Below are 14,386 nucleotides of genomic sequence, written 5' to 3'. Positions count from 1 at the left end.
GAACAACGATGAAAAAGATACTCTTTCTTCTATTCTGCCTGCCATTTGCCATCAATGCTCAGCAGCAGAGAGCCAAAACGATTGAAGGATTTTATCAAAACCCGGTATTCGCAGGAGATTATGCTGATCCTTCTATTATTAGGGATGGTGAAGATTATTACATTGTACATTCGTCATTTAATTATTATCCCGGTTTACTAATCTGGACTTCCAAAGATTTGGTGAACTGGAAACCCGTTACCCACGCCCTTAAAAAAAGTGTGGGTTCTGTCTGGGCACCCGATTTAGTGAAGTATAACAATAAGTTTTACATCTATTTTCCGGCAAACGAAACCAATTATGTCGTTTGGGCAGATTCCATAAACGGACCCTGGAGTGATCCCGTCGATTTAAAAATAGGGAATATCGATCCCGGACATTTTACAGATGAAAAAGGAAATCGATTCCTGTATTTCAGTAACGGAGATTATGTACCGTTGTCTAAAGACGGTCTGTCTGTTACCGGTGAAGGGAAACATGTTTATGACGGATGGAAAATCCCGTCTGAATGGTCAATCGAATGTTTTTGTATGGAAGGCCCAAAAGTGCTGAAACGGGGAAGCTATTATTACCTTACCGTTGCAGAAGGCGGAACGGCCGGCCCGGCAACCAGTCATATGGTAATTTCTGCAAGATCTAAGTCACCTTTAGGTCCATGGGAAAATTCGCCTTATAATCCCATTATAAGAACGGCATCTTCATCTGAAAAATGGTGGTCAAAAGGCCATGCAACTTTAATTGATGATAAAAACGGAAAATGGTGGATGGTTTTTCACGGTTACGAAAACGGCTATCATAACATGGGAAGGCAGACTCTTTTGGAACCTGTAGAATGGACAAAGGACGGCTGGTTTAAAAGCCCGGAGAATATCAAAACCGAAAAGCCGATAAAAAAACCGTCAGGAAAAGAAATACAAAGCGGTTTTACACTTTCAGATGATTTTTCAACAATACAGCTCAGACCGCAATGGCAGTTTTTTAATGAGTTTGATCCACAAAGAGTTCAATTGTCAGATAAAGGTTTACTACTTAAAGCAAAAGGAAAAAATATAGGAGAAAGTTCCCCTCTTTTATGCACGCCTCCCGATCATTCCTATACTGCCCAAGTTGAAGTTGAGATAGAAGGAAATACAACAGCAGGACTTATTTTGTTTTACGACAGTAAGCTTTATACCGGAATTGCAGCCGATAAAGAAAATATTTTGGCAATACTGAGATCCTGGCAGTTTCCGACTCAAAAAGGAATTAACAAAACACATTTGTTTCTTCGCTTGCAAAAGAAAGAACAGCTTGTCAATATGTTTTATAGTATTGATGGCAGGGAGTGGACAAAAATTGAAAACTCAGCCGAGGTTTCGGCATTCCATCACAATGTACTGAGTGGTTTTATGAGCCTGCGTCTGGGACTTTCCGCTGTTGGAGAAGGACAGGCCGTATTTAAGAATTTTGTTTATAAAGCTGATTGATAAGTTAGCGGGCAGTAAATTTAATTAAGTTGTTTTAAAACCTTTAGGCAGATTTGAAAAAGGATTAGGAATGAAATTTAAATATACTTTTTAAACAAAGCAGAGAATCAGACTGAAAATACCTAACAGGTTTTTTAAAACCTGTTAGGATAATATAGATAGAAATTCCAAAGGAATGATTAATATTGTAAAAACAACACTTATAAAAAATTAAAATGCAATATATGAATCCAATTTTTATCAAAAAACTATTTCCGGTTTTCGTATTTTCCTTTTTCTTTTTAAATGCATCAGCACAATCCAAACATGTTTTATGGTATGACAAACCCGCTGAATTTTTTGAAGAGACTTTGGTTTTAGGAAACGGTAAAATGGGCGCCACTGTTTTTGGAGGTGCCAATTCAGATAAAATTTATCTGAATGATATTACGCTTTGGTCGGGCGAACCCGTAAATGCCAATATGAGCCCGGAAGCCTTTAAGAACATTCCGGCAATTCGTGAAGCTTTGCAAAACGAAAACTACAAACTGGCCGAAGAACTCAATAAAAAAGTTCAGGGTAAAAACTCTGAAAAGTATGCACCACTGGGGACTTTGGAAATCAATAATTCCGAAAAAGGAAAAGCGGTGAATTACCATCGTGAACTGGATATTTCGAATGCCGTTTCAAAAGTGAGTTATGAAGTAGCTGGTATAAAATATACCCGTGAATATTTCGTATCGGCTCCGGATAAAATAATGATCATTAAATTGACAGCCGATCAGAAAGGTGCTCTAAATTTTGATATTAATCTCAAAAGCCTTTTAAAATCGAATGTAGAAGTACGAAACAATATTTTGGTCTTAACGGGATCAGCACCCATTAATGAAAACGCAGGATATAATGTGGTACCAAAATACCTCAATTTAAAAGAAAGAGGAACAAGATTTACGAGCTTAGTCCAAATTAAAAAAACTGATGGTAAGATTACGAGTTCAAGAGAAACCCTAAGTTTAAAAGATGCTACAGAAGCTGTAATTTTTGTTTCGGTGGCGACCAGTTTTAATGGTTTTGATAAAAATCCTGCAAGCGAAGGTTTAGATGACGTATCTATTGCCCTTCAAAACCTGAACAAGGCTTTTGAAAAACCATTTGCTAAACTCAAAGAATCCCATATTGCCGATTATCAGAAGTTTTTCAATCGTGTCAGTCTGGATTTAGGAAAAACAACTGCGCCGGATTTACCAACAGACGAACGTTTATTACGTTATGCTGACGGTAAGGAGGATAAAAATCTCGAAATTCTGTATTTCAATTACGGACGTTATCTGTTAATTAGTTCTTCCAGAACGTTGGGTGTTCCGGCCAATTTACAGGGACTTTGGAATCCATATGTAAACCCGCCCTGGAGTAGTAATTATACGATGAACATCAATGTAGAGGAAAATTACTGGCTGGCAGAAAACACCAATTTGTCAGAGATGCACTCGTCACTTTTGAGTTTTATAAAAAACCTTTCCGTAACCGGAAAAGTAACTGCTAAAACTTTTTACGGCGTAAACAAAGGCTGGGCGGCAGGTCATAACTCAGATATCTGGGCCATGACCAATCCGGTTGGACAGTTTGGAAAAGAAGAACCTATGTGGGCCTGCTGGCCAATGGCTGGTGCCTGGTTAAGTACCCATATCTGGGAGCATTACATCTTCACACAAGATCCTGCTTATTTAAAAAAAGAAGGTTACCCTTTAATGAAAGGCGCAGCTGAATTTTGTCTGGGCTGGTTAGTTCCTGATAAAAACGGAAACTTAATTACTTCACCGTCAACATCACCAGAAAACCAATATAAACTGGCAGACGGCTTTGTTGGGGCTACCTTATACGGAGGAACTGCTGATTTGGCTATGATCCGCGAATGTTTTGACAAAACGATAAAAGCTTCAAAAGTACTGAATACAGATGCCGATTTCAGAAAAAAACTGGAAACAGCACTTTCAAAACTGCATCCGTATCAGATTGGTAAAAAAGGAAACCTGCAGGAATGGTATTTTGACTGGGATGATAACGACCCGAAACACCGTCATCAATCCCACTTATTCGGACTTTTCCCGGGCGATCATATTACGCCTTTAAAAACACCGGATTTAGCAGAAGCATCAAGGAAAACCTTAGAAATAAAAGGTGATGAAACCACTGGCTGGTCAAAAGGCTGGAGAATCAATCTTTGGGCAAGACTCTGGGACGGGAACCGTGCTTATAAAATGTTTAGAGAACTACTTCGTTATGTAGACCCGGATGGAAAGAAAACAGAAAAACCAAGAAGAGGAGGAGGAACGTACCCGAATTTATTCGATGCGCATCCGCCCTTTCAAATTGATGGTAATTTTGGAGGCGCAGCAGCAGTTGCTGAAATGTTAGTACAGTCAGACGAAAACGAAATCCGATTATTGCCTGCTTTGCCGGATGCCTGGGAAGAAGGCTCTGTAAACGGTATCTGTGCCAGAGGCGGATTTGAAATCGAAATGAGCTGGAAGGATAAAAAAACGGAAAAAGTGATTGTTTCTTCTAAAAATGGAGGAAAAGCGACTTTGATTTTTGGTGATAAAAAACAAGAGATTGTTTTGAAAAAAGGAGAAAATAAAGAAATCAATTTTTAAAACGATATTCAATTTTATAATTAAACCGGACAGGTTTTATCCCGAGGCTTCGGGACTGTCCGGTTTGTTTTTTTAATATGCTTCGGAGAAGCAGCATATTTATAGAATTGAATTGACATCTACAATACAAAGCTCCAGCGGAGCGAAATATAATATTCGTAATCAATATGTCGCTCCGCTGGAGCTTTTTCTCTTTGTGTAATTGGATTTCTATAAATATTTAGCCTCTCTGAGGCTCTCTAACTGTCGGGTTTGTTTTTAGGAATAGTTTTAAACACATAGAAACATAGTTTGGCTTTGCGTAGAAAGGCGTTTCACTTGCATCAATTCACATAGCTATGTGTAAAAGCTAGCTTTTTATATTATCCTTCCATTAATTTGAAAAAAAAATCTATGTTTCTATGTGTTTAAAAAAAAATCAATCCAATTTATAATTATACCCCAATTGTACATAAAAGGGAATCAACGGCGTAGTTTTAAAATCCTGCGTCATCACTTTTCCAGCTCTTAAAGTAATATCACTTCGGCTGAAAGAATAACCGCCCTGAACTCCAAAATTAAAATTTCTACCTGTTGAAGGTTCGTACCAGCCATTTTTTACTTCTGGATAAACTGCTTTGTAAATATCAGAATGTTTAAAATGTGTTACAATTGCTTTATCAAAACCAAATTCGCCAGAAGCAAACCATTTTGGTTTATAATAACCGATAACAATTCCGGCATCGGCACCAAAATTCTGTAATGTTACCAGTGGATTTCCATAACGTCTGTAAATTCCGTGAAACGAGGCATTGAAATGGAAATGGTTTATTTGATAAACATTGATTTGTGCGCCAATTTTAGTTTTAAAATCATCAAAAATAACCTCGCCAGAAGCTAAAGTAAAAGAACTTTCAAGAATAATCGGCAGTTCGGTTTTTAAATGATAACCGTAACTCAATCCGTAAACAAAGCTATAATCCCAGCCGGCATTGACGTTTAAAATATGTTTTTGATCTTCCTGAAGACTTTTCCAGTTAATGGCTTGCGCTTGTGAAATGTGAGAAGTTAGAAGTGAAAGGAGAGATATGATGAGTATTACTATTGCTTTCATAGTCGAATTATTTTAGATTATTTAAATAATTCAACACCAAAGGTTCTACGTTTTCCCACTTAAAATAAATCATTTCATGTCCAGTTCCTTTTACTTCTGCGATTTCAGAAACCGGAAAATAAGCAGCTTCTTTTTGGGCAAAACTCAGTCCGTATGATTTGTTCAGTTCACCGTATAAAAACAAAACTTTCGGTTGATACTGATCCAGATTGGTAGTAAAATCAAATCCTTCATTTTCTGAAATATCCACAAAACTTTCCAGAACGGTGGTGCCAATTCTCCAAAACGGAGACGGGCCGGGAATTCCTTCATCATTTCCTTTGGCATAAGTAAAACTCGAAGAGATTCCGTATTTATAATCTAAAATAGCATGCTGATTTTCTTTTCCCGTCAAAAACTGATCGACATACAAAAGGTTACTGGTGACTTCAGAAAAAATATTGATTTTACGGCTCATTTCGCCATATTCATCAAGGAGTTGTTTATTGAGTCCGCCCGGTTCTGCAAGAATTACGCCGTTGATAGCATTGGGATACTGATTGACATAAGCGGAAGCCAGCATGGCACCCCAGGAATGCCCGAAAAGAAAAACTTTTTGATTAGCAGAAGTTCTGTAGAATTTGATGACTTCGGTTAAATCATCCAGAACCAGCTGAATGGAATAACTCTTTTTGTCATGTCTTTTCGATAATCCCGAACCACGCTGATCATAAAAAACGACATAAAAACCGTCATCTGCGAGTTGTTGTACATTTAATCCGTTTCGGTAATCAGAGCCAGGACCGCCGTGTAAAAAGAGCAACATTGGATCATTGGGGTTTCCAAAGGTTTCAGAATGAAGTTGTGTTCCATTCACAAAAATGGAAGGAAGCGACGGATCTTCATCGACCGTTTTCGGAACCAGATTTCCGGATTCGTCAATATTATTTTCATTTTCACATCCAATAAAAAAGAAAATAGAAACAGTCATTACGGCTGAGTAAAGTAAGTTGGTTTTCATGGCAGGAATTGATTAAAATTTCTGCAAAGATGCGTTCCGTCAGCATGCTGGTCGCCCCAACTTGTAAGGTGGTTCCAGTTTTATATGCTTTGAGGTTAAAATTTTAAACACATAGAAACATAGTTTTTTGTTTGAGTAGAAAAGAAAACTAAAAGAAACTAGTTTCTCACACATAGCTATGTTTTTTATTGCAAATGAAATGCCTTTCAACACAAAGAATAACTATGTTTCTATGTGTTTAAAAAAATCATTTCAAAAATTCTGAAGGAGAAAGTCCGGTTGCTTTTTTGAAGTTTCTATTAAACGCGGTTTTTGAATTGAAACCGCATTCAAAGGCAACAGAAAGTAAAGTGAATTTTTCGTTTTCGGGTAAAAGAATCCGTTTTTTAAATTCCTCTACACGCTGTAAATTGATGTAATCATAGAAGTTTTTCCCTTCGGCCGAGTTAATAACCTGAGATAAAATGTTAGGATGAACATCTAGTTTTTGAGATAATTCCGCTAAAGTCAAATCAGGACTTTTATAGAGTTTTTCAGTCTGCATGATCTCACTTAGTTTTTGATGAATAGACTGAAGTTCTTCTGAACTCAGACTGGATTTTTCGTATTTGATTTTTTCCGGACTGTTTTCAATTTCAACATTTTCATAGAAAGGAATATTTAAGATAACATTTTCGGCAGCAATCTGATTCGTGAAAATTCCAACCTGTTTGATTCCGAAATAGCCAATAAACATTAAATAAAAAACGACAACAGAAAAGATGTGTTTGTCTTCATAAAAAATAACAACGAGCCAGATGATACCTGATCCCAGAATTAAATACTGCAGCCAGCGCAGGTTAATCTTTTCAGTAAAGGAGAATTGATCTGAAATGTTTTTTCGGTGTTTCGAAAGTTTTTGAAGTGAAAGTAACGAATACGCAATTCCGGAAATTAAAATAGTGCTGTATAAAATGAGAATCAGGTTTTCGTATCCTTTTCCGTCATTCTGAAAAACGGTTAATTTTTCCTCAAAAGAAAGCGAATAAAAAGGCATCAGAATTAAAACCGCAATCAGAAAAGGCAGAAAGTGTACTACATTATATTTCTTTTTCTGATTTTGACTGGTCAGTGCAGTAGTGTACAAATACAAAAAAGGTCCTTGCAGTAAAGGCATTGGAAGCTCTAAACCCAAAAGAAAAGGAAAAGAGGAAAAATCATTTTGGTAATGCAGGTAATAGAGAAACAAATGAAAACCTGTAAAAAACAGCCAGAGCGCCAGAATTTTATCGGCATCGCTTTTGTTCTTTTTGCTTGCCAGAATAACAACCAGAAAAAAGGTGATTATAATGCCCGTTAGATACAACATGGTTTGGATTTTTGATTAAAATCGGTTGTTGGAAATTTCGGGCAAGATAAAATATTTCCTGCAAATATTTGAATTTGTGGTGTTTTGTATAGGTTATTAAAAAACAAGCTTCATAGAAGCGAAATATTTATAGAATAAAATAGACATTTACAGCATAAAGCTCCAGCGGAGCGGCATATAAATTATTTACAATTCAAATATGTCGCTCCGCTGGAGCTCTTTACATTCGTACGGTTTAATTTCTATAGATATGTAGCCTCGCTGAGGCTTTTTAATTACGATATAAATATTATTTTTCTGTCTGCTCTTTTTCTTCTTCCGGTTTTTGCGAATGTTCTTTTTTAAACGTTTCGTACCATTTTTCAATAGATGGATAAACAAAAGAAGCCACTTTTTTTACCGGATTATAAAAAATGTAATTGTCGAGCGTTTCCTTTTTTGCGAAAGTATTATTGAAATTGATTTTCTCAAACAAAGCAATAAAAATACTCAGGATTAAGATGGTTTTTAAAACCCTGAAAAATCCACCGCCTAATTTGTTCATCCATCCCAACATGGCAAAATCGGCAATTCCGGTTAAAATTTTGGCTAAGAAATAAACGCCGATGACGACCAGAATAAAAGTTAAGATAAAAGCGGTAATCTGAATGTTAGTTGGATTCCAGGAAACATGTTTTGAAATCATTCCAGTCATTAAAGACGAAAATTTAATCGCCAGATAAATTCCTAATAACAACGAAATAAAAGAAGCGACTTCTACAAAAAGTCCGTTTTTAATGCCTTTATACAAACTATAGCCTAAAAGAGCGGCCACAATAATATCAAAAAAACTCATGTTTTGCGGGTGTTTAATAAAGGCGCAAAGATAGGTTTTTTTTGAGGTTCAGAGGTTCAGAGTGGCAAAGGTTCAGAGGTTTTATAAAATGAGATAAATTTCAATACATAGAAACATAGTTTCAAAACTGTATAAAGGCGTTTCACTTGTTTTAATAAACATAGCTATGTGTTAGAAACTAGTTTCTTTTGGTTTACTTTTTTTGCAGAAATAAAAAACTATGTTTCTATGTGTTTAAAATTTTTAGGTGCAATGTATTGAACTATGTATCTTTGCAAATCAAAATTAGAAATTGGACTGCGATTCTGCCCCCTTCAGAATCAGTTTTTCAGCAATCTAACATCTAAAATCAACAATCTAAAATCACATAATGTCCAGAGATATACAATTAAAAGAGCGTTGGGAAAAGCTCGTCGATATACTTTCCAATCAGTTTTCGCAAGGCGAAGATTTAGATTTGGATGCCATAATTTACCTGATTGGTGTTCAGGAATTCGGAAAAGTGCACCGTCAGTTTAAAAAAGACGAAAAATTAAATCTAATGCATATTGCCATCTGCCGATTATTAGAGCCTTATGGCTATTACGAATTTGAATATTTTGATGCCGAAGGATGGCCCCATTATAAAATAAAAGAACAATTACCATCGTTAAAAGCAGGAGAGCAATCGGTTTTAATGAAAGAAGCGATTGTGAATTATTTTTTAGAACGACAGCTTATTGATTAGATTTTTTTTAGTGTTCAGTATTCAGCTACTTAGTGTACAGTATTTTAAACTGTGATTAAGTACGTCACTGACCACTAAAAACCCTGAACCGTGACTACTAAAAGAATGTGTAGATACGCCATGACTTCCCATAAACCTCATTACGCCTGTTTTAATTGTCGGAAGACTTTTAAAAGAAGGCTTTTTAAGGATATAAAAACAGGTGAGTCCGGTTTTGAAGCCAAATGTCCGCAATGCAGCGAATTAATGGCGAATATGGGACTGGACTTTGAATCGCCTAAAAAAGACGATCTTAAAAAATGGGAACATATTAAAAGTTTATATTCCGTTGGGATTACATTTCATTCCTGTGGCTGTAGTGGTCCCGGCTATATTCCCAATTCAAAAGAAAAACTAATCGAATATTTTGAAGGACTAAAAGAAACCTATCTTAAAAATATGGATTTTTGGCGCACAAGAATCGAACCGCAGACGAAAAGTGAAAGAGACAGGGATGCCAATAAAAACTGGTATGAACTAGGTCGGATTTCCTCTAACTACAAGAAAGAAATGGTTAAAAATCAGGAAGGCATTGATTACTGGCTGAAAAAAGTCAGGGAAATTGAAAATAAAATGGAACTGATCAGGTAATTGAAAAATTTCTCCTGAATTTTTTAATCCAGTTGTAAAATTCTTAAAACTGCGACTGTGACCACACATTTTAAACTAAAAACACTAAATTTGTATTTCAATTATTGAAGGAAAATGATAGATAAGATTAAAGAATATATTGGCGAAGCAGAAGCTTTTTCAACTGAAAATGCAGAAGAACTAGAAGTATTTCGTATAAAATTCTTAGGAAAAAAAGGAATTTTAAATGATTTTTTCGCCGAATTTAGAAATGTTCCAAACGATCAGAAAAAAGAATTTGGTCAGGTAGTAAACGCTTTAAAAGATACAGCCGAAGGTAAAGTTAAAACTATTGCCGAAGCTTTAGAAAGCAAAGAAGAATCAAAAGGAGTTTTTGGCGATTTAACTCGTGCTGCTGAACCGGTAATTATTGGTTCTCGTCATCCGATTTCTATCGTAAAAAATCAGATTATCGATATTTTTGCTAACATCGGGTTCAACGTTTCTGAAGGTCCGGAAATCGAAGATGACTGGCATAACTTTACCGCATTGAACTTACCGGAATATCATCCGGCAAGAGATATGCAGGATACTTTTTTCATTCAGACCAATCCTGATGTGCTGCTGCGTACGCACACATCATCAGTTCAGGTACGTTATATGGAAAATCATAAACCGCCAATCCGTACGATTTCTCCGGGGCGTGTTTTCCGTAACGAAGCGATTTCATCTCGTTCACACTGTATTTTCCATCAAGTGGAAGGATTGTACATTGATAAAGATGTGTCTTTCGCCGATTTGAAACAGACATTATTATATTTTACAAAAGAAATGTTCGGAAAATCTAAGATTCGTCTTCGTCCGTCTTATTTCCCATTTACAGAACCAAGTGCTGAAATTGATATTTATTGGGGACTAAAAACAGAAACCGATTACCGTATTACAAAAGGAACAGGCTGGCTGGAAATTGGAGGCTGCGGAATGGTAGATCCAAACGTTTTGAAAAACTGTGATATCAATCCAGACGAATACAACGGATTTGCTTTCGGAATGGGAGTAGAACGTATCGCAATGCTTTTATACCAAATTGGCGATATCCGAATGTTCTACGAAAATGATGTTCGTTTCTTAGAGCAGTTTAAAGCTAATATTTAGGAGCTGTTTCCTGCTGTCCGCTGTATCTTTTGTCTCGTTGAAAAAACGAGACAAAAGGATGCCGCTTCCATCAGGGCTAAGGCTTTACGTTATAAATTACCTTTACAATAAACAAACCTTTGTTGAAGTTTCAGACTTTGACAAAGGTTTTTAAAATTTAATACATGAAAAAAGATATAATAATTCCGGAAGTCGAAAACGTATTTCTTGCCGCAGTGCAGGAATGGAGCGACGATTTTATGGAGAAAGTTTGGTACGCTTATTTGGTTAATGACAGTGACTTCAATTTAGACAGCGTAATGGTAGTTTCAAAAGCATTTGGAACTATTGACGGCGAAATGAAAAAAACTTCGATTCTGCGTCATGCTTTTGTTGAGGTGCCATCGGTTTCTGTTGTAAAGATAGAGTTGGTAGAGAAAAGTCTTTTAGCCTTAAATAACGAATTCATGGTCACTTTCTTCATCGGAAATACTTTGTACGATAAGAAATTTATATTCAAAGCCAATTCGCTTGACGAAAACAAAACAGAAGAAGTGCCGATTTTGTTTGTGGAAGGGATTATGGTGAAATAGAGAATATAGAAAATAGAGTATAGAAAATAGATTGCTCTGCTTTGAGAATAAAAGAGAATCAAGAAAGTATTATAAAAACTGCTTTTTGATTCTCTTTTTTTGTCTATCCTCAATTCTCTATGCTCAATTCTCTATATTCTATTTTCTTTAAAAAAAAACTACTGCGGTAAAACAGGCTGTTTCATTCTATATCCTGTGCTTGATAAACTCATAATAAAATCTTCCAAAGCATCTAATTCTGATTTGTTTAGGTCTAATTTTTTTATCAGTTTAGAAGTCGTTGGAAACAAAGTGTCATTAAGCTGATTTTCTTTTCGTTTGGGCTGCGGCATTCCGGCGTTGTAAATATTTAAAACACCTCTTAAATTCGGAAATAAACCGTTGTGCATGTAAGGCGCATTTTGAGCCGCCCCGCGTAAAGACTGCGTTTTAAATTCACCTACATTTTCAGCTTTGCCAGTCACATTGTATCTTCCCAAATCTTCGTATTGTCTGCCGTAATAGGTTAGACCGACATTATGAAATTTATTATCGGCAAAATTGGCTGTGTTGTGGCAGTTGATGCATCTTGCTTTGGTTCGGAATAAATGTAAACCTAGAACTTGTTTGTTGGTTAATTGAGTAGAATCTCCTTCAATGAATCTGTCAAATTTACTTTTTGGACTGATTAAGGTTCTTTCAAAAGTGGCAATAGCTTTTAGAATTTCTTCCTGAGTTAGTTTTTCTTTTCCGAAAGCTTTTTTAAAATACGGTTTGTAGCCTTTTATTTTGTTTAATCGTTTGGTAGCTAAATCAATATGAAAATTCATTTCTTTAGCATCTTGTATTGGGAAACTCGCCTGATCTTCCAGAGATTTGGCTCTTCCATCCCAAAAGAAAACTTTAGAATAGGCAATGTTGAGTAAACTTGGTGCATTTCGGGTTCCCTGCTGTCTGTCTTCTCCGTAAGAAACTCTTCTGGCATCGCCCCAGTTTAGTTCAGGATCGTGGCAGTTGGCGCATGAAATCTGACCGGATTTGGATAATCTGGGATCAAAGAAGAGTACTTTGCCTAATTCGGCTTTTTCTTCGGTATACGGATTGTTTTCCGGGAATTCAGGTTTGCCCAAAATGCCGATGTCTTCAAATCCTTGAGTGTAAACTATAGAGTCTACTTCAGGCTTTGGCCATTTTTGAAAATCGCCGCTGCTGTATAGTCTTTTTAATTCGGCAATAGATAAGTTGTTTGGTTCAATCTTAGCATAAGAAAGCATGATGAGTGAAACGATCATTGCTCCTATACTAATTAATTTTGTTTTCATTCTTTAATAATTTAATTGTACACCCATTTGAACCCAATAGGTGGTATTCGTATTAAAACTGACCGGATAATCAGTTTGTTTTTTAAGTGCGATTTTCTCTTTGAAGTTGGTAAAGAAAACCACTGTTTTGTTGTTTTTTGTCGGGTAACTGTATTCTAAACGTAACGCCGGCGCAAAATAATTTGTCGTATTGACGGCATAATCATAAATAATGACTTCATTAAGAAAAGCGGCATTTGTACCGCCTGAAGTATCATAATATTCTAATTTTGAAGACAGAGGGAAATACATATTAAAGCTTACAGTTGAATTCAGTTTGCTTTTTCCCAAAGAAAAATCCTTACTTGCAAAAATTCCGGTATTCAGCGAATTTATTTCAAGATCATTGCTGGCCATGATATCGCTGTATTGATTTTGCTGATAAAGAATATCTACTCCAAGGAGGTAATCAATATGCGAACCTGTTTTTTGAGATAGAGAAGTCAGCCAGTTAGCAGCATTTAAACTGTTTTTGTAATTATACCCGTTGTTTTTTACATCATAATTCCGGCCTTCACTTTTGTCAAATTTTAAGGTTGATTTGATTTCTTTTTTATTCCATTTATGAAAAGCAAACATTTCAGCATGATGGGTAGTAGTTTCAAATGTCAGCCGCTCACGGTCTTCAGTTGGAAAAATACTCGTGTAAAAAACATTCTCTGATTTCAGATGGTAATATAAAATAGTTAAGCCGGTATTTTTGCTGTTAAAGTTGTAACCCAGTCCTGTTTTATTTTGTACGTCTTTATAGAGAAATCGTGAACCTCCGTAATAATCAGATTTGAAATAATTTAAGATTCTGCCATAACCTGAATTGAATCTTAGATACGTATCCGGATTTGCTTCGACATTAGCATGGTCATTTTTGTACAGGTATGAAAAATCTTTATCTGCCCGGGAATACTCCGTCAGGGCAAAAACTTTGTGATTTTCTTTTAACTGATATCCAAGCTGTAGTTCCCCGCCAATGTTTCTTGAAATAATTTCAGGTCTTGGATCCAGATTTCGGCTGTATTTCGCTGCATTGTAATGGAGCTTTGCAGCTACGGCCATATTTCTAGTAATATCTTTTGAAATTCCACCGCTTATTTTATATTCCTGATTGGTCCAGTTGGCTTTTCTTGGAACAAAAAAATAATGAGGCGCAATAACTTCCTGTTCTTCAGAACGATCATCAGAAAGTACCCATCCTAAATTTTTTTCATCTATTTTTTTTAATGATAAATCACCAAACAATTTCCATTTCGATTTTGTGGTATAATAACCCTGAGCCAAAAATTGATAAGTGTTTATTTCAGCTGCTGTCTGTTTTCTGGAAAACCCGTTTTTTTGATATCCATAAGATACTTCTGTAAACGTAAAATCCCTGATAAAGCGATTGGTATAATTAACAGGATATTTAAACAGCTGGTTTTTAATCTGCGAATCAATGCTGTGATTTGATACCGAAATACTGTCTTGTGCTATCGAAGAAAAAGAAAAGAAAAGAAACAAAAGTAGCAATGCCCGGTATCTCCAGGCATTACTTCTTGTGTGTAAAAATGTATTTGTTTTGATTTTCATTACTGA

At 35.9% G+C, this 14,386-nt stretch carries 12 protein-coding genes; 6 read left to right on the top strand and 6 right to left on the bottom strand.

Features of this window, described 5'->3' with window-relative positions; genetic code table 11:
- Positions 1–8 precede the first annotated feature (8 nt).
- Both ACODST_RS16040 and ACODST_RS16035 read left to right on the top strand, forming a co-directional pair.
- Entirely contained in the window at positions 9–1,505 is a 1,497-nt protein-coding gene (locus ACODST_RS16040; RefSeq protein ID WP_488933112.1) for a family 43 glycosylhydrolase, read from the top strand.
- Between the two features lie 224 nt (positions 1,506–1,729).
- Positions 1,730–4,138, top strand: coding sequence for a glycoside hydrolase family 95 protein (locus ACODST_RS16035; RefSeq protein WP_488933111.1), 2,409 nt, complete (start codon positions 1,730–1,732; stop codon positions 4,136–4,138).
- 418 nt (positions 4,139–4,556) lie between these two features.
- Here the strand turns inward: ACODST_RS16035 and ACODST_RS16030 are convergent, their stop codons facing one another.
- The 4 genes from ACODST_RS16030 to ACODST_RS16015 all read right to left on the bottom strand — a co-directional run bounded on the left by ACODST_RS16030 (position 4,557) and on the right by ACODST_RS16015 (position 8,414).
- Positions 4,557–5,231, bottom strand: coding sequence for a hypothetical protein (locus ACODST_RS16030; protein WP_488933110.1), 675 nt, complete (start codon positions 5,229–5,231; stop codon positions 4,557–4,559).
- A 7-nt stretch (positions 5,232–5,238) separates the two neighbouring features.
- Entirely contained in the window at positions 5,239–6,231 is a 993-nt protein-coding gene (locus ACODST_RS16025) for an alpha/beta fold hydrolase (RefSeq protein WP_488933109.1), read from the bottom strand.
- 247 nt (positions 6,232–6,478) lie between these two features.
- Positions 6,479–7,579 carry a helix-turn-helix domain-containing protein gene (locus ACODST_RS16020; RefSeq protein ID WP_488933108.1) on the bottom strand — a complete coding sequence of 367 codons (1,101 nt, stop codon included), beginning with the start codon at positions 7,577–7,579 and terminating at the stop codon, positions 6,479–6,481.
- 289 nt (positions 7,580–7,868) lie between these two features.
- Entirely contained in the window at positions 7,869–8,414 is a 546-nt protein-coding gene (locus ACODST_RS16015) for a CvpA family protein (protein ID WP_488933107.1), read from the bottom strand.
- A gap of 370 nt (positions 8,415–8,784) precedes the next feature.
- Here ACODST_RS16015 and ACODST_RS16010 point away from each other — a divergent pair, with 370 nt between their 5' ends.
- The 4 genes from ACODST_RS16010 to ACODST_RS15995 all read left to right on the top strand — a co-directional run bounded on the left by ACODST_RS16010 (position 8,785) and on the right by ACODST_RS15995 (position 11,477).
- A complete protein-coding gene (locus ACODST_RS16010) occupies positions 8,785–9,141 on the top strand; it encodes a hypothetical protein (protein WP_488933106.1) in 357 nt (118 codons plus the stop codon).
- A gap of 105 nt (positions 9,142–9,246) precedes the next feature.
- Complete coding sequence (locus ACODST_RS16005) at positions 9,247–9,771, top strand: hypothetical protein (protein ID WP_488933105.1); 525 nt, start codon at positions 9,247–9,249, stop codon at positions 9,769–9,771.
- A gap of 114 nt (positions 9,772–9,885) precedes the next feature.
- Positions 9,886–10,905: a phenylalanine--tRNA ligase subunit alpha gene (gene pheS / locus ACODST_RS16000; RefSeq protein WP_488933104.1), complete on the top strand. Its 1,020-nt coding sequence runs from the start codon at positions 9,886–9,888 to the stop codon at positions 10,903–10,905.
- Between the two features lie 164 nt (positions 10,906–11,069).
- Positions 11,070–11,477, top strand: a complete 408-nt coding sequence (locus ACODST_RS15995; RefSeq protein WP_111287353.1) for a hypothetical protein — start codon at positions 11,070–11,072, stop codon at positions 11,475–11,477.
- Between the two features lie 158 nt (positions 11,478–11,635).
- Here ACODST_RS15995 and ACODST_RS15990 read toward each other — a convergent pair whose 3' ends face one another.
- Together ACODST_RS15990 and ACODST_RS15985 are read right to left on the bottom strand one after the other, a co-directional pair.
- Positions 11,636–12,778 carry a cytochrome-c peroxidase gene (locus ACODST_RS15990; RefSeq protein WP_488933103.1) on the bottom strand — a complete coding sequence of 381 codons (1,143 nt, stop codon included), beginning with the start codon at positions 12,776–12,778 and terminating at the stop codon, positions 11,636–11,638.
- Between the two features lie 3 nt (positions 12,779–12,781).
- A complete protein-coding gene (locus ACODST_RS15985; RefSeq protein ID WP_488933102.1) occupies positions 12,782–14,380 on the bottom strand; it encodes a DUF6850 family outer membrane beta-barrel protein in 1,599 nt (532 codons plus the stop codon).
- Between the last annotated feature and the right edge of the window lie 6 nt (positions 14,381–14,386).

The sequence above is a fragment of the Flavobacterium sp. FG19 genome (assembly GCF_057809475.1).
The sequence above is the reverse complement of the archived record's forward strand: the minus strand, read 5'-3'. Positions and strand labels throughout refer to the sequence as shown.

What these genes read in the sequence shown, in the direction of transcription:
- ACODST_RS16005 (WP_488933105.1), top strand. Translation starts at nt 9,247, where the DNA reads ATGTGTAGATACGCCATGACTTCCCATAAACCTCATTACGCCTGTTTT.
- ACODST_RS16035 (WP_488933111.1), top strand. Translation starts at nt 1,730, where the DNA reads ATGAATCCAATTTTTATCAAAAAACTATTTCCGGTTTTCGTATTTTCC.
- ACODST_RS15990 (WP_488933103.1), bottom strand. Translation starts at nt 12,778, where the DNA reads ATGAAAACAAAATTAATTAGTATAGGAGCAATGATCGTTTCACTCATC.
- ACODST_RS16030 (WP_488933110.1), bottom strand. Translation starts at nt 5,231, where the DNA reads ATGAAAGCAATAGTAATACTCATCATATCTCTCCTTTCACTTCTAACT.
- ACODST_RS15985 (WP_488933102.1), bottom strand. Translation starts at nt 14,380, where the DNA reads ATGAAAATCAAAACAAATACATTTTTACACACAAGAAGTAATGCCTGG.
- ACODST_RS16020 (WP_488933108.1), bottom strand. Translation starts at nt 7,579, where the DNA reads ATGTTGTATCTAACGGGCATTATAATCACCTTTTTTCTGGTTGTTATT.
- ACODST_RS15995 (WP_111287353.1), top strand. Translation starts at nt 11,070, where the DNA reads ATGAAAAAAGATATAATAATTCCGGAAGTCGAAAACGTATTTCTTGCC.
- ACODST_RS16010 (WP_488933106.1), top strand. Translation starts at nt 8,785, where the DNA reads ATGTCCAGAGATATACAATTAAAAGAGCGTTGGGAAAAGCTCGTCGAT.
- ACODST_RS16025 (WP_488933109.1), bottom strand. Translation starts at nt 6,231, where the DNA reads ATGAAAACCAACTTACTTTACTCAGCCGTAATGACTGTTTCTATTTTC.
- ACODST_RS16040 (WP_488933112.1), top strand. Translation starts at nt 9, where the DNA reads ATGAAAAAGATACTCTTTCTTCTATTCTGCCTGCCATTTGCCATCAAT.
- ACODST_RS16015 (WP_488933107.1), bottom strand. Translation starts at nt 8,414, where the DNA reads ATGAGTTTTTTTGATATTATTGTGGCCGCTCTTTTAGGCTATAGTTTG.
- pheS (WP_488933104.1), top strand. Translation starts at nt 9,886, where the DNA reads ATGATAGATAAGATTAAAGAATATATTGGCGAAGCAGAAGCTTTTTCA.